Annotated in this window: 13 protein-coding genes and 1 pseudogene; 8 read left to right on the forward strand and 6 right to left on the reverse strand. The window is 42.7% G+C overall.

Going from position 1 to position 14,872, the window contains the following annotated elements; genetic code table 11:
* Positions 1 to 33: 33 nt before the first annotated feature.
* A pseudogene (locus D8845_RS10595) lies at positions 34 to 214 on the reverse strand (hypothetical protein).
* Between the two features lie 324 nt (positions 215 to 538).
* On the opposite strand from D8845_RS10595, the gene D8845_RS03645 reads away from it, so the two are divergent.
* Entirely contained in the window at positions 539 to 1,381 is an 843-nt protein-coding gene (locus D8845_RS03645) for a metallophosphoesterase family protein (protein WP_125452509.1), read from the forward strand.
* A 75-nt stretch (positions 1,382 to 1,456) separates the two neighbouring features.
* A complete protein-coding gene (locus tag D8845_RS03650) occupies positions 1,457 to 1,894 on the forward strand; it encodes an Rrf2 family transcriptional regulator (protein WP_094753429.1) in 438 nt (145 codons plus the stop codon).
* A gap of 115 nt (positions 1,895 to 2,009) precedes the next feature.
* On the opposite strand, the gene D8845_RS03655 is transcribed toward D8845_RS03650, so the two are convergent.
* The 5 genes from D8845_RS03655 to D8845_RS03675 form a co-directional block, all read right to left on the reverse strand.
* Positions 2,010 to 3,200: a ferric reductase-like transmembrane domain-containing protein gene (locus tag D8845_RS03655; protein ID WP_185757366.1), complete on the reverse strand. Its 1,191-nt coding sequence runs from the start codon at positions 3,198 to 3,200 to the stop codon at positions 2,010 to 2,012.
* A gap of 143 nt (positions 3,201 to 3,343) precedes the next feature.
* The gene (locus D8845_RS03660; RefSeq protein ID WP_000443882.1) at positions 3,344 to 4,003 is read right to left on the reverse strand and encodes an amino acid ABC transporter permease; all 660 of its coding nucleotides are present in this window, start codon (positions 4,001 to 4,003) and stop codon (positions 3,344 to 3,346) included.
* A gap of 9 nt (positions 4,004 to 4,012) precedes the next feature.
* Positions 4,013 to 4,690 (reverse strand): amino acid ABC transporter permease, encoded by a 678-nt coding sequence (locus D8845_RS03665; RefSeq protein ID WP_000131137.1) that lies wholly within the window; start codon positions 4,688 to 4,690, stop codon positions 4,013 to 4,015.
* A gap of 12 nt (positions 4,691 to 4,702) precedes the next feature.
* Positions 4,703 to 5,497, reverse strand: a complete 795-nt coding sequence (locus D8845_RS03670; RefSeq protein WP_125452511.1) for a transporter substrate-binding domain-containing protein — start codon at positions 5,495 to 5,497, stop codon at positions 4,703 to 4,705.
* A 10-nt stretch (positions 5,498 to 5,507) separates the two neighbouring features.
* Positions 5,508 to 6,266: an amino acid ABC transporter ATP-binding protein gene (locus tag D8845_RS03675; protein WP_125452512.1), complete on the reverse strand. Its 759-nt coding sequence runs from the start codon at positions 6,264 to 6,266 to the stop codon at positions 5,508 to 5,510.
* A gap of 176 nt (positions 6,267 to 6,442) precedes the next feature.
* Between D8845_RS03675 and recJ the strand changes: the two genes are divergently transcribed.
* The 6 genes from recJ (at position 6,443) to D8845_RS03705 (ending at position 14,817) form a co-directional block, all read left to right on the forward strand.
* The gene (gene recJ / locus D8845_RS03680; RefSeq protein WP_185757368.1) at positions 6,443 to 8,665 is read left to right on the forward strand and encodes a single-stranded-DNA-specific exonuclease RecJ; all 2,223 of its coding nucleotides are present in this window, start codon (positions 6,443 to 6,445) and stop codon (positions 8,663 to 8,665) included.
* A gap of 170 nt (positions 8,666 to 8,835) precedes the next feature.
* A complete protein-coding gene (locus D8845_RS03685) occupies positions 8,836 to 10,497 on the forward strand; it encodes a ribonuclease J (protein ID WP_125452514.1) in 1,662 nt (553 codons plus the stop codon).
* A gap of 66 nt (positions 10,498 to 10,563) precedes the next feature.
* Positions 10,564 to 11,343: an alpha/beta hydrolase gene (locus D8845_RS03690; protein ID WP_125452515.1), complete on the forward strand. Its 780-nt coding sequence runs from the start codon at positions 10,564 to 10,566 to the stop codon at positions 11,341 to 11,343.
* Positions 11,344 to 11,405: 62 nt separating this feature from the next.
* Entirely contained in the window at positions 11,406 to 12,107 is a 702-nt protein-coding gene (locus tag D8845_RS03695) for a M57 family metalloprotease (RefSeq protein ID WP_125452516.1), read from the forward strand.
* A 39-nt stretch (positions 12,108 to 12,146) separates the two neighbouring features.
* On the forward strand, positions 12,147 to 13,994 hold the full coding sequence (uvrC, locus tag D8845_RS03700; RefSeq protein ID WP_125452517.1) for an excinuclease ABC subunit UvrC: 1,848 nt from the start codon (positions 12,147 to 12,149) through the stop codon (positions 13,992 to 13,994).
* Positions 13,984 to 14,817: a metallophosphoesterase family protein gene (locus tag D8845_RS03705; RefSeq protein ID WP_125452518.1), complete on the forward strand. Its 834-nt coding sequence runs from the start codon at positions 13,984 to 13,986 to the stop codon at positions 14,815 to 14,817. The genes uvrC and D8845_RS03705 overlap by 11 nt, the downstream gene beginning before the upstream one ends.
* Positions 14,818 to 14,872 lie beyond the last annotated feature (55 nt).

The following is a 14,872-nucleotide window of genomic DNA, read 5'->3' on the forward strand; positions in this document are numbered from 1 at the left end:
TCCTTACTTATATTATTGACGAATGTGTTAACCCTATTCTAAAAACAGGGACAGAGGATTGTGAAAGCTAGAAAAACAAAAAGCGACATCCTCGAAAGGACGTCGCAACGTGGTTCCACCTTCATTTATGTTCCTCAAAAAAGAGGGACACCTCTGATTGGCTCTAACGTGGCCACCGTTTTATGTTTTCATAAAAACTCAAGAGTAGTATCAGTTTAGGCTTCCTATGCGTTTCCAGCAACCACGCACTCTCTAGTAGAAAGGAACTAAGTGACTTGTCTCTATGGATTATTATAGCATGATTGTGAGATTTTTCAAGATATTTGTAGATTTTTTTGAATTTTCTTCATTGAAGGAGTGCTTGGAAGGAGTGCTTGCTATGCTTTGTTAGGAGTAATGTGAAATCATCTTTTTGATGGGACTTTACTTTGATAAAAGTAGTGTTCTGGCTCTAATAAGAGTGGGTTAAAGGTCACTCTTATACAGTATTTTTTGTTATAATATTAAAAAGATATATAAGAGGAAATGAGGAGAAAGAATGACAAAAATAGCTCTTCTTTCAGATATTCATGGAAATACCACTGCCTTGGAGGCTGTCTTGGCAGATGCTCGACAGCTAGGAGTGGATGAATACTGGCTTTTGGGAGATATTCTCATGCCAGGGACAGGGCGTAGAAGGATTTTGGACTTGTTGGATCAACTACTGATTACGGCTAGAGTTTTGGGAAACTGGGAAGACAGTCTTTGGCATGGTGTCCGCAAGGAATTGGATAGTACTCGTCCCAGTCAACGTTATCTCTTGCGCCTGTGCCAGTATGTTTTAGAGGAAATTTCCCTAGAAGAAATTGAACTGCTCCACAATCAGCCTCTCCAGATTCATCGTCAGTTTGGGGATTTGACGGTAGGAATTAGCCACCATCTTCCTGATAAGAATTGGGGGCGAGAGTTGATTCATACTGGAGCGCAAGAGGATTTTGACCGCTTGGTGACCAATCCGACTTGCGATATTGCTGTTTATGGTCATATTCACCAGCAGTTGCTTCGTTATGGTACTGGTGGGCAATTGATTGTCAATCCAGGTTCGATTGGGCAACCTTTCTTTCTAGATGCTCAGTTGCGGAAGGACTTGCGGGCCCAGTATATGATTTTAGAGTTTGATGACAAGGGCTTGGTAGATATGGACTTCCGACGGGTAGACTACGATGTCGTAGCTGAATTGCAGCTGGCTAAAGACTTGAAACTTCCCTATTTTGAGGTTTATTATGAAAGTCTGGTCAATGGTATCCACCATACTCACAATCAGGAATTTTTGAGAGAACTGGCCCAGAAAGAGGGCTATGATAGGGAATTAGATACCTGGTTAAAAGGTGGTAATGATTGACATTACAACTAAAAAGGGTATAATAATAGAAAAAGAAGAGTAGAGGCAGGGTAGCCTCGTAAAAAGGAGAAGAGGATGCAAATTCCAAGTAGATTTACCATTGCGACTCATATGCTGATAATCATTGCCCTCAAGGGGAAAGAAAGCAAGGTGACCAGTGATTTTCTGGCTGCTAGTGTCGGGGTCAATCCAGTCATTATCAGAAAGACCTTGTCCCAGTTGAAGAAGGCAGAGCTGATTTCAGTAGCGCGTGGAACAGGGGGAACAGAGATTGTCAAGGACCTCAAAGACATTAGTCTTTTAGATGTTTATCAAGCGGTCGAGTGTCTTGGTAAGACAGGTCAACTCTTCAGTTTCCATGACAATCCAAATCCAAATTGCCCAGTTGGAGCTCGTATTCATGATGTTTTGGATCAAAAATTAGAGAGAATCCAGTTGGCTATGGAGACTGAACTTGGTCAGACCAGTTTAGAGCAAGTCGTGGCCGATGCAGAGAGTCAGATGAAGGATTAAGAGGGATAGATGCCTGCAAATGAAATGTCAAAACACTGCTAGAGAAATCTGGCAGTGTTTTTTTGAGTGTTTGGACAGAAAAAACTCCTGGGAATTTCCAGGAGAGTATGAGTGGTTATTTAAACTTGAATCCTTCGTAAATAAGCTCTGCTTTTGGATTTTGTTTCTTAATCTGTTTGGCAAGTGATTTCATCATAGAGAGAGGACCACACATATAGATGCTTGCATGTTTGGGCACTTCTTCTTGCTCAAAATTAAGATAGTCGTCTTTCCTACTGTCTACTAGATGGAGTTCAAAATTAGGATTTTTCTGAGCATAGTCACGGAGCAAATCTATATAAACGGCATTTTCCTCTCCACGGAAGCTATAGTAGAAGTGAACCTGTTTATCTAAAATAGGATATTCACGGATGTAAGAGATGAAGGGGGTAATCCCAATACCTCCAGCAATCCAAACCTGATTTTCTCGTCCTTCTTCTATGATCATGTGTCCGTAAGCTCTGTCTACGCTTACTTTGCTGCCGACTTGAAGATTGTCATAGATATTCTTGGTATGGTCACCTGAATTTTTAACAGTAAAGTAAAGAGTTTGACCATGACCTCCTGAGATAGAAAAGGGATGCGGAGCACTTTCAAAGCCTTCTTTGAAAATCTTTAGAAAGGCAAATTGTCCTGCTTGATAATTGAAAGTTCTGCTAAGATGGATTTGAATTTCTATAGTATCGTGATTTAAGCGTTTGAGATTGGTAATTTTCCCTAGATAGGGGAAGCCAATCTTTTGATATAGAAAAATGATATAAAAACCAGCTAGCAAGCCTAAAAGGGCATAGCTACCAACAAGAAAACTTAGAAGATTAAATGTGATAAGACGATTGCCCATCATCATGTAGACGTGAAAGAGTCCGAAAATATAGGCTAGGTAAACCAGACGGTGGAGCCATCGCCAGGCTTCGTATTGGATGTATTTGCCTAAATAGGCGACAAGGATGATACTGACAAAGATATAGATGGCAAGATTGCCAAACTGAGCAGCTAAGCGAGAGCCCCACAAACCGCCCATACTGAAGTTATGAAAGATTAGTAGGATAACGGAGAAAAAGGCTGTGAATTTGTGGACAGTATAGACTCTCTCCAAACCGTGAAACCAGCTTTCTAGTAGGGGGAGACGAGTGGCTAGGATAAAAGTCAGAGATAGGCTTGTTAAAGCTAGTCCTGGAATCATGAATTGGGGAGAAGTGCTCATCCAAGTCAAAATAGTCAAGACGAAACTAGCTATGATAAAGAGTAGTCCTTTGAGTGATTTCATAGAAAATTCCATTTCATTTAGATTTTGATTTGTTGTAAATGAATTTGTTACATTTTATCATAGAAAAAGTATGGTGTCAAATTGAGGTCTATAAATATCTACTATCATCAAAAAACTCTCCAATTGAACTGGAGAGTGGTTGTTTATTCTGCAGCTTGTTGCCAACGTTTTGCTAGCATATGAGACAGGCTAGAAATGGCTAGGTTAAAGCTGAAGTAGATGAGGGCAATCAGGATATACAGACTGAAGACCTGCTCTGGTTCAAAATAACGGCCCATGAGAATTTGGCTGGCTCCAAAGAGCTCTTGTAGGGCGATAACAGAGTAGAGGAGACTGGTATCCTTAATTACGGTTACAAACTGAGAAATGATGGCTGGCAGCATTTTACGAATGGCTTGTGGGAGAATGATGTGGTAGAGGATTTGTGCAGAAGTAAATCCTTGTGACATTCCTGCTTCGTACTGTCCCTTGTCTACGGCATTGAGACCACCTCGGATAATCTCAGCCAAGGCTGCTGATGTAAAGAGGGTAAAGGCAGTGATTCCTGCTGGTGTGGATTTCATCTTGAAAACCAAAAAGATGGTGAAAATCCAGAGGAGGTTGGGAACGTTACGCACAAACTCGATGTAAATGCTGGAGATAATACGTAAGATAGGATTTTTGCCATTTCTCATGACCGCTAGCACTGTCCCAATAAGTGTAGCGAGGACGATTGCAATCAGAGAAATATAGAGGGTCAAGCCAAATCCTTTAAAGATAAAGACTAGATTATCTGGGGTCAAAACTTCTAAAATGGATTCCATAGTAACCTCCTAGAGTGAATAGGCTTTTTTGTTGGCTTGCTCCATCTTGCGACCAAACTGGGCAACAGGGAAGCATAGAGAAAAGTAGAGAAGGGCAGCGCCTAAAAATGCTGGAATGTAGTTTCCGTTAAGTGCTGACCAAGACTTGGTCACAAACATCAAGTCCACTCCAGAGATGATAGCGACTGTAGAGGTGTTCTTGATGAGGTTGACGATTTGGTTGGTCAAAGGTGGGAGAATGATACGGAAAGCCTGAGGCAAGATAATCAAACGCATAGCACTGATATAGGTAAAACCTTGCGACAAGGCGGCCTCCATCTGACCGCTAGGAATAGACTGAATACCTGAGCGAATAACCTCAGCGATATAGGCGCCGTGATAGAGACCTACACAGAGTACAGCTGTCCAATAAATTGGAATCATGATGATATGATCACTGATAAGAGGTAGGCCATAAAAAACGATAACAAACTGCACCAAGAGGGGAGTGTTTTGGTAAAATTCCACAAATATGCGAGCTAAGATTCGCAAAATTGGACGTTTGCTGGTTGACATGGCTCCAAAGAAGATGCCCAAGACCATAGCGAGGATAAAGGATCCGATCGCTAGGGCAAGGGTGAAGAGGAAACCATTGAAAAATTGTCCAAAATCCTGAAAATAGGCTGTCCAAGATGATAAATCTGTCATGGGGTGTCCTCCTTAATCTGCTGTATGGCTGGATGGTTTGAGCTTGTAACGGTCATAAAGTTTCTGCAAACTACCATCCTTGCTCCATTTAGTAACCAAGTTATCAAGATAGTCGTTGAGCTCGGTATTTGATTTCTTGGTAACGATACCGTAGTCAGATGGCTTGAAACTATCATTTAGTAGTACTGTGCGTTTGCTGATGTAGCCAGATAGGATAGAGCGGTCAACGGAAAAGGCATCAATACGGTGAGCATGAAGGGAAGTAATCAATTCTGGATAAGAACCAAGTTCGACGAATTTAAACTTCAGACCTTTCTTTTTACCCAGTTCGGTAATCAGGCGTTGGGTGATGGAACCTTGGGCAACACCGATGGTTTTTCCGTTTAGATCCTCAATGCTTTTGATTTTGGCAGACTTATTGACCAAAAAACCAGAAGCATCTGTGTAGTAGGGACTGGTAAAGTTGTAGAGTTTTTTGCGTTCGTCTGTGATGGTGAAGGTTGCGATATCCATATCGACCTGTTCATTGTCTAGGAGGGGTCCACGGGTTTGAGCGGTAACAGGTACATATCGAACCTTGACCTTGAGTTCATCTGCTACCATCTTGGCCAAGTCGGTTTCGATACCAGAATAGGTCCCTGTCTTGGGATCCTTGTAACCGAAATTGGGAACGTCTTGTTTCACACCAACAACTAGCTCGCCTCTCTTTTGAATGTCTGCGACACTAGTATCAGCCTGAACTGGTTTTGTAGCAGCAAGGCCGAAAAGGCTAATCAATAATGCGGATAAAAAGAATTTCTTTTTCATAGGCGCCTCCTTATTTGACTTTGTCACTTTCGTGGTTGATGATTTTGCTGAGGAATTGTTGAGCACGAGGTTCGCTTGGATTGTCGAAAAAGTCATCAACATCTGTCGTATCTACTAAAACCTCTCCGTCAGCCATAAAGATGATGCGGTCCGCAACTTCACGGGCAAAGCCCATTTCATGAGTCACGATAATCATATTCATACCCTCGTGGGCTAATTTTTGCATAACTGCCAGAACATCACCGATGGTTTCAGGGTCAAGGGCAGATGTTGGTTCATCAAAGAGGAGGAGTTCAGGATGCATAGCGAGGCCACGTGCAATGGCGATTCGTTGTTTTTGTCCACCTGACAGCATAGCTGGATAAGAATCTTTCTTGTCCCACATATTTACAAATTCCAGATATTTTTGGGCTGTTTTTTCAGCTTCTTTTTTATCAATTCCTAGAACTTTTATAGGTGCAAGTGTTACGTTTTCTAACACTGTTTTGTGCGGATAGAGGTTAAAATGCTGGAAAACCATACCGACTTCCTTGCGAAGTGGTACCAAATCTTTCTGGCTGGCACCAGCAACTTGGTGACCATTTACTAGAAGACTTCCTTTATCAACAGCCTCCAAACCATTGATGGTACGGATCAGAGTGGATTTTCCAGAACCAGAAGGGCCTAGGAGGACAACAACTTGCCCTTTTTCAAAGCGGAGATTGATGTCGCGGAGTGCATGGTAGTCTCCGTAATATTTTTCGACGTGTTCAAATTCTACTAAAGCCATAAAGAATCTCCTTTGTGTTAGATTTTATAACATGATTCTACACCAAAAGATTTGTCTTGTCAAATCATATCTGAAAAAATTCACTGAAATTTTATAAAAAAGCAATCTGGATAGAGAAAAAGTCTAAATCATGTTATAATGAAACGATAGAATTCTTAGAAAGAGTGGATGTCTTTTTGATAACACCTACTTATGAATGGCAGTTTGCCCCGCAGGTAGAAGATGCGGATTTTACAAAGATAGCCAAGAAGGCTGGGCTGGGTCCTGAGGTGGCTCGGTTATTATTTGAGAGAGGGATTCAGGATCAAGAAAGTCTGAAAAAATTTCTAGAACCTTCCTTGGAGGACTTGCATGACCCTTATCTGCTCCATGATATGGACAAGGCAGTGGAACGGATTCGTCAGGCCATTGAAGAAGGGGAAAATATCCTCGTTTACGGTGATTATGATGCGGATGGTATGACTTCGGCTTCGATTGTTAAGGAAAGTTTGGAACAGCTTGGTGCCGAGTGCCGAGTTTATCTGCCTAATCGTTTCACTGATGGCTATGGACCTAATGCCAGTGTTTACAAATATTTTATCGAGCAAGAAGGAATTTCCTTGATTGTGACAGTAGATAATGGAGTTGCTGGTCATGAGGCTATTGAATTGGCCCAGTCTATGGGAGTAGATGTTATTGTGACTGACCACCATTCCATGCCTGAAACCTTACCAGATGCTTATGCCATCGTTCACCCTGAACATCCAGATGCGGACTATCCTTTCAAATATTTGGCTGGTTGTGGAGTTGCTTTCAAGTTGGCTTGTGCCCTTTTAGAAGAAGTACAAGTGGAATTGCTTGATTTGGTCGCTATTGGTACCATTGCAGATATGGTTAGTTTGACGGATGAGAACCGTATCTTGGTTCAATATGGTCTAGAAATGCTGGGGCATACTCAGCGCATTGGCTTACAAGAAATGCTGGATATGGCTGGGATTGCTGCCAATGAAGTAACAGAAGAAACGGTGGGTTTCCAGATTGCCCCTCGTTTGAATGCCTTGGGCCGCTTGGATGATCCCAATCCTGCCATTGATTTGCTAACTGGCTTTGATGATGAGGAAGCTCACGAGATTGCTCTCATGATTCATCAGAAAAACGAAGAGCGTAAGGAAATCGTCCAGTCTATCTATGAAGAAGCTAAGACCATGGTGGACCCTGAGAAGAAGGTCCAGGTTTTGGCCAAGGAAGGCTGGAATCCTGGGGTTCTGGGTATCGTGGCTGGTCGTTTGTTGGAAGAACTAGGGAAGACAGTTATCGTTCTCAATATAGAAGACGGTCGTGCCAAGGGTAGTGCTCGTAGTGTGGAAGCAGTGGATATTTTTGAGGCTCTGGATCCTTATCGCGACCTCTTCATCGCCTTTGGTGGCCATGCTGGTGCAGCTGGGATGACGCTGGAAGTGGAGAAACTCTCAGATTTATCTCAAGTCTTGGAAAATTATGTTCGTGAAAAAGGTGCAGATGCTGCTGGCAAGAACAAGTTAAATTTAGATGAAGAGCTGGATTTGGAGACACTTAGCTTGGAAACGGTCAAAAGTTTTGAACGTTTGGCACCTTTTGGCATGGACAATCAGAAACCTGTCTTTTATATCAAGGATTTTCAGGTCGAAAGTGCCCGTACCATGGGGGCAGGCAATGCCCATCTCAAACTGAAAATTTCTAAGGGTGAGGCGAGTTTTGAAGTGGTAGCCTTCGGGCAAGGTAGATGGGCAACAGAATTTGCTCAAACCAAGAATCTAGAGCTGGCAGTCAAATTGTCTGTCAACCAATGGAGTGGCCAAACTGCCCTGCAGTTGATGATGGTGGATGCGCGTGTGGAGGGTGTTCAACTCTTTAACATCCGTGGGAAGAATGCAGTCTTGCCAGAAGGAGTTCCAGTCTTGGATTTTGCTGGAGAACTGCCAAATCTGGCGGATAGTGAAGCTGTTATCTTAAAAACCGTTCCTGAGGATATTACTCTGTTGAAGACCATTTTTCAGAAACAGAATTTCTCTGCTGTCTATTTCAAAAATGACATTGATAAGGCCTACTATCTGACAGGGTATGGGACTAGAGAGCAGTTTGCAAAATTGTACAAGACCATCTACCAGTTTCCAGAGTTTGATATTCGCTACAAGCTGAAAGATTTGGCTACTTATCTTAATATTCAACAAATCTTGCTGGTCAAGATGATTCAAGTATTTGAAGAGCTAGGCTTTGTGACGATCAAAGATGGTGTCATGACAGTGAATAAAGAGGCACCAAAGCGGGAGATAGGAGAAAGTCAAATTTACCAAAATCTCAAACAAATCGTCAAAGACCAAGAAATGATGGCGTTGGGTACCGTGCAAGAAATTTATGACTTTTTAATGGAAAAAGTGTAGATCATAGGAAAGAGCTGGGCAACCAGCTCTTTTTTGAAAACAAATCTTCATTTTGAAAATCATCAAAAAAATGGTATAATGGTAGGAAAAGATTCGGCTAAAAGTAGTGCTTTTAGAATAAAAGGGTAAGAAACCCTATAATCAAGATAAATTAAGCTTTCGGAGGAAAAATGAGTAATATCAGTTTAACAACACTTGGTGGTGTACGTGAAAACGGGAAAAATATGTATATCGCTGAAATCGATGGATCTATTTTCGTTTTGGATGCAGGTCTAAAATACCCTGAAAATGAACAACTAGGGGTGGATGTAGTCATTCCAAACATGGACTACCTTTTTGAAAATAGCGACCGTATCGCAGGGGTTTTCTTGACCCACGGGCATGCGGATGCCATTGGTGCTCTGCCTTATCTCTTGGCTGAAGCCAAGGTACCTGTATTTGGCTCTGAGTTGACCATTGAGTTGGCCAAACTCTTTGTCAAGGGAAATGACACAGTTAAGAAATTCAATGATTTTCATGTTATCGATGAAGATTCGGAGATTGATTTTGGAGGGACTGTGGTGTCCTTCTTCCGTACGACCCATTCTATCCCAGAAAGTCTGGGTGTTGTCTTGAAGACAGCTGAAGGTAGCATCGTTTATACAGGTGACTTCAAATTTGACCAGACAGCTAGTGAATCCTATGCGACAGACTTCGCTCGTTTAGCAGAAATCGGTCGTGATGGAGTTCTAGCTCTTCTTAGCGATTCAGCCAATGCGGACAGTAATATCCAAGTGGCTAGCGAAAGTGAAGTTGGGGATGAAATCACCCAAACCATTGCGGACTGGGAGGGTCGTATCATTGTTGCGGCAGTAGCCAGCAACCTCTCTCGTATCCAGCAGGTATTTGACGCTGCGGATGCAACAGGTCGTCGTGTGGTTTTGACAGGATTTGATATTGAAAATATCGTCCGCACTGCTATTCGCCTCAAGAAATTATCTCTAGCTAACGAGAGTCTTTTGATTAAGCCAAAAGATATGTCTCGTTTTGAAGACCATGAGTTGATTATTCTTGAAACAGGCCGTATGGGTGAGCCTATCAACGGTCTTTGTAAGATGTCGATTGGTCGCCACCGTTATGTGGAAATCAAGGACGGTGACTTGGTCTATATCGTAACCACTCCGTCTATCGCTAAAGAAGCAGTTGTGGCGCGTGTGGAAAACATGATTTATCAAGCTGGAGGTGTTGTCAAATTGATTACCCAAAGCTTGCGTGTGTCAGGGCACGGAAATGCGCGTGATTTGCAGTTGATGATCAATCTCTTGCAACCCAAGTATCTCTTCCCGATTCAAGGGGAATACCGCGAGTTGGATGCCCATGCTAAGGCTGCTATGGCAGTTGGGATGTTGCCGGAACGCATTTTCATCCCTAAAAAGGGAACAAGCATGGCTTATGAGAATGGAGATTTTGTCCCAGCTGGAGCGGTTTCAGCAGGGGATGTCTTGATTGACGGGAATGCCATTGGTGATGTTGGAAATGTGGTTCTTCGTGACCGTAAGGTTTTGTCAGAGGACGGTATTTTCATCGTCGCAATTACCGTTAATCGTCGTGAGAAGAAAATTGTGGCCAAGGCCCGTGTTCACACGCGTGGATTTGTTTATCTCAAGAAGAGTCGCGATATTCTCCGTGAAAGTTCAGAATTGATTAATCAAACGGTAGAAGACTATCTTCAAGGAGATGACTTTGACTGGGCAGACCTTAAAGGGAAGGTTCGTGATAATCTTACCAAGTATCTCTTTGATCAAACCAAACGTCGTCCAGCTATTTTACCAGTAGTCATGGAAGCAAAATAATTGTTGAAATAAACAGGGAGGAAGTCGAGTTTCGGCTTTTTCTTATAGAAAAATAGAGGAAAAATTATGGCAGTAATGAAAATCGAGTATTACTCACAAGTTTTGGATATGGAGTGGGGAGTGAATGTTCTTTACCCCGATGCCAATCGAGTGGAAGAACCAGATTGTAAAGATATTCCCGTCTTGTACCTCTTGCATGGGATGTCTGGCAACCATAATAGCTGGTTCAAGCGGACCAATGTAGAACGCTTGCTTCGAGGAACCAATCTCATCGTTGTCATGCCTAATACCAGCAACGGTTGGTACACCGATACCCAATATGGTTTTGACTATTACACAGCTCTAGCAGAGGAATTGCCAGAGGTTTTAAAACGCTTCTTCTCTAATATGACTAGCAAGCGTGAAAAGACCTTTATCGCTGGTCTCTCTATGGGAGGTTACGGCTGTTTCAAACTGGCTCTTGCTACAAATCGTTTTTCTCATGCAGCTAGTTTTTCAGGTGCTCTCAGCTTTCAAGATTTTTCTCCTGAAAGCCAAAATCTGGGGACACCAGCTTACTGGAGAGGTGTTTTTGGAGAGATTAAAGATTGGACAACTAGTCCTTATTCTCTAGAAAGTCTGGCTAAAAAATCGGATAAAAAGACCAAGCTTTGGGCTTGGTGTGGTGAGCAGGATTTCTTGTACGAAACCAATAATCTAGCAGTGAATAATCTCAAAAAACTGGGCTTTGATGTGACCTATAGCCATAGCGCTGGAACTCACGAGTGGTATTATTGGGAAAAACAATTGGAACGGTTTTTAGCAACCCTACCAATTGATTTCAAATTAGAAGAGAGATTGTCATAATTTAGTTTTCTTTCAGCTTGTTTTAGTAAAATAGACTTTATTTGCTAGAAAGGTGGAGAGACATGCGCTGGATTTTTCGTTTGATAGGGGCTTTCTTTTCTTTTGTGTGGCGCTTGTTTTGGCGCCTGGTTTGGATAGTCGTGCTCTTATGTGCTCTTGCTTTCGGACTTCTATGGTATCTGAACGGGGATTTTCAAGGAGCGCTAAAGCAAGCAGAACGGTCAGTAAAGATTGGTCAACAAAGTATCGACCAATGGGAAAAAACAGGGCAACTGCCTAAGTTGAATCAGACAGATAGCCACCAACACTCTGAAGGAAGGTGGCCGCAGGCTTCTGCTCGTATTTACCTAGATCCCCAGATGGATTCACGCTTTCAAGAGGCTTATGTAGAAGCAATCCAGAATTGGAATCAAACTGGTGCTTTTAAGTTTGAACTGGTGATTGAGGCCAGCACGGCGGATATCTTGGCTACTGAGATGAATGACGGAGGCACTCCTGTGGCAGGAGAGGCGGAAAGTCAGACCAATCTCTTGACGGGTCAATTCTTGTCTGTAACGGTGCGCCTGAATCATTACTATTTGTCCAATCCAAACTATGGCTATTCCTATGAGCGCATTGTCCATACAGCAGAACATGAGTTGGGGCATGCGATTGGCTTGGACCATACAGATGAGAAGTCTGTCATGCAACCTGCGGGTTCTTTTTATGGTATCCAGGAAGAGGATGTCGAAAGACTTCGAAAAATATATGAGACCAATGAGTAGGGAGGCTATCTTTCCCTACTTTTTTGCTATAATGGAACTATGAATAACTTGATTAAATCAAAACTAGAGCTCTTGCCGACCAGCCCTGGTTGCTACATTCACAAGGATAAAAACGGTACGATTATCTATGTAGGAAAGGCTAAAAATCTGCGTAATCGCGTGAGGTCTTATTTCCGCGGAAGTCATGATACCAAAACAGAGGCTCTGGTATCTGAAATTGTGGATTTTGAATTTATCGTTACGGAGTCTAATATTGAGGCGCTTCTCCTAGAAATCAACCTGATCAAGGAGAATAAGCCTAAATACAATATCATGCTCAAGGATGATAAGTCCTATCCATTCATCAAAATCACCAATGAGCGCTATCCTCGTTTGATTATCACCCGTCAGGTCAAGAAGGACGGCGGTCTTTACTTTGGTCCTTATCCAGATGTGGGGGCAGCTAATGAAATCAAGCGGTTGCTGGATCGGATTTTTCCATTTCGTAAGTGTACCAATCCGCCGTCTAAGGTCTGTTTTTATTACCATATCGGCCAGTGTATGGCCCACACTATCTGTAAGAAGGATGAGGTCTACTTCAAGTCTATGGCTCAGGAAGTTTCTGACTTCTTAAAAGGACAGGACGACAAAATCATCGATGATCTTAAGGGTAAGATGGCGGCGGCAGCCCAAACTATGGAATTTGAGCGTGCAGCGGAATACCGTGACCTGATTCAGGCCATTGGAACGCTTCGGACCAAGCAACGGGTTATGGCCAAAGATCTTCAAAATCGGGATGTCTTTGGCTACTATGTGGACAAGGGTTGGATGTGTGTTCAGGTTTTCTTTGTTCGTCAAGGCAAGCTCATTGAGCGTGATGTCAATCTTTTCCCCTATTACAACGATCCGGATGAGGACTTCTTGACCTATGTAGGACAATTCTATCAAGAAAAATCTCATCTAGTTCCCAATGAGGTACTGATTCCGCAGGATATTGACGAAGAAGCGGTCAATGTCTTGGTGGATACCAAGATTGTCAAGCCCCAGCGTGGAGAGAAAAAGCAGCTGGTCAATCTGGCTATAAAGAATGCTCGAGTTAGCCTAGAGCAGAAATTCAACCTGCTAGAGAAATCTGTCGAAAAGACACAAGGAGCTATTGAAAATCTAGGTCGTTTGCTTCAAATACCGACCCCAGTCCGCATCGAATCCTTCGATAACTCTAATATCATGGGGACCAGTCCTGTTTCAGCCATGGTTGTCTTTGTCAACGGAAAACCTAGTAAGAAGGATTACCGTAAGTATAAAATCAAGACCGTAGTCGGGCCAGACGACTATGCGAGTATGAGAGAAGTCATTCGCAGGCGCTATGGTCGAGTTCAACGTGACGGTTTGACTCCTCCAGATTTGATTGTCATCGATGGGGGACAAGGTCAAGTCAATATCGCCAAACAAGTCATACAAGAGGAACTGGGTTTGGATATCCCCATTGCAGGTCTGCAAAAGAATGATAAGCACCAAACCCATGAATTGCTCTTTGGAGATCCGCTTGAGGTGGTGGAGTTATGTCGAAATTCTCAGGAATTTTTCCTCCTCCAACGCATTCAAGATGAGGTGCACCGCTTTGCTATCGCTTTCCACCGCCAACTGCGCTCCAAAAATTCCTTTTCATCACAACTAGATGGAATTGAAGGGCTGGGGCCTAAACGTAAGCAAAATATCATGAAGCATTTCAAGTCTCTGACTAAAATCAAGGAAGCTAGTGTGGATGAGATTGTCGAAGTTGGGGTGCCAAGAGCAGTAGCAGAGGCTGTGCAAATAAAGTTGAACCCGCAGGAAGAAGAGGAATTAGCTCAAGTAGCGGAAAAACAAGTAGATTACCAAACAGAAGGAGAACACAATGAATCATAAAATCGCAATTTTATCAGATATTCATGGCAATACAACTGCCCTAGAAGCAGTGATTGCAGATGCTAAAAACCAAGGAGTCAGTGAATACTGGCTTCTGGGAGATATTTTTCTTCCCGGTCCTGGTGCAAATGACTTGGTCGCTCTGTTAAAGGACCTTTCTATCACAGCCAGTGTTCGAGGCAATTGGGATGATTGTGTCCTTGAGGCCTTGGATGGTGAATATGGTTTGGAACATCCACAAGAAATCCAATCAATGCGAATGACCCAGTTTTTGATGGAGCGAATGGATCCTGCAACGATTGTATGGCTACGAAACTTGCCTTTGCTGGAAAAGAAAGAAGTTGATGGGCTGCGCTTTTCTATCTCTCATAATTTACCTTACAAAAACTATGGTGGGGACCTACTGGTTGGGAATGATACAGATAAATTTGATCAACTACTAGATGAGGAAACCGACGTGGCAATCTATGGTCATGTCCACAAGCAGTTGCTTCGCTACGGCAGTCAAGGGCAACAAATCATCAATCCAGGGTCGATTGGCATGCCCTATTTTGATTGGGAGGCGTTAAAAAATCACCGTGCTCAGTATGCCGTGATAGAAGTTGAAGATGGGGAATTACTCAATATCCAATTTCGTAAAGTTGCTTATGATTACGAAGCTGAGTTAGAATTGGCCAAGTCCAAGGGACTTCCCTTTATCGAAATGTATGAAGAGCTACGAAGAGAAGACAACTATCAGGGGCACAATCTGGAACTATTAGCAAGCTTAATAGAAAAGCATGGGTATGTAGAAGATGTGAAGAATTTTTTTGATTTTTTGTAAAAGTTTCCTAAAATAACCAATGCAAACTAAAAACGATTGGCTGGCCCAATCGTTT

This window comes from Streptococcus mitis (assembly GCF_003942865.1).
GTDB lineage: Bacteria > Bacillota > Bacilli > Lactobacillales > Streptococcaceae > Streptococcus > Streptococcus mitis_BI.

Excerpts from the sequence above, each read along its gene's own strand:
- D8845_RS03645 (WP_125452509.1), top strand. The coding sequence starts at position 539 with ATGACAAAAATAGCTCTTCTTTCAGATATTCATGGAAATACCACTGCC.
- D8845_RS03650 (WP_094753429.1), top strand. The coding sequence starts at position 1,457 with ATGCAAATTCCAAGTAGATTTACCATTGCGACTCATATGCTGATAATC.
- D8845_RS03655 (WP_185757366.1), bottom strand. The coding sequence starts at position 3,200 with ATGAAATCACTCAAAGGACTACTCTTTATCATAGCTAGTTTCGTCTTG.
- D8845_RS03660 (WP_000443882.1), bottom strand. The coding sequence starts at position 4,003 with ATGGAATCCATTTTAGAAGTTTTGACCCCAGATAATCTAGTCTTTATC.
- D8845_RS03665 (WP_000131137.1), bottom strand. The coding sequence starts at position 4,690 with ATGACAGATTTATCATCTTGGACAGCCTATTTTCAGGATTTTGGACAA.
- D8845_RS03670 (WP_125452511.1), bottom strand. The coding sequence starts at position 5,497 with ATGAAAAAGAAATTCTTTTTATCCGCATTATTGATTAGCCTTTTCGGC.
- D8845_RS03675 (WP_125452512.1), bottom strand. The coding sequence starts at position 6,266 with ATGGCTTTAGTAGAATTTGAACACGTCGAAAAATATTACGGAGACTAC.
- D8845_RS03685 (WP_125452514.1), top strand. The coding sequence starts at position 8,836 with ATGAGTAATATCAGTTTAACAACACTTGGTGGTGTACGTGAAAACGGG.
- D8845_RS03690 (WP_125452515.1), top strand. The coding sequence starts at position 10,564 with ATGGCAGTAATGAAAATCGAGTATTACTCACAAGTTTTGGATATGGAG.
- D8845_RS03695 (WP_125452516.1), top strand. The coding sequence starts at position 11,406 with ATGCGCTGGATTTTTCGTTTGATAGGGGCTTTCTTTTCTTTTGTGTGG.
- uvrC (WP_125452517.1), top strand. The coding sequence starts at position 12,147 with ATGAATAACTTGATTAAATCAAAACTAGAGCTCTTGCCGACCAGCCCT.
- D8845_RS03705 (WP_125452518.1), top strand. The coding sequence starts at position 13,984 with ATGAATCATAAAATCGCAATTTTATCAGATATTCATGGCAATACAACT.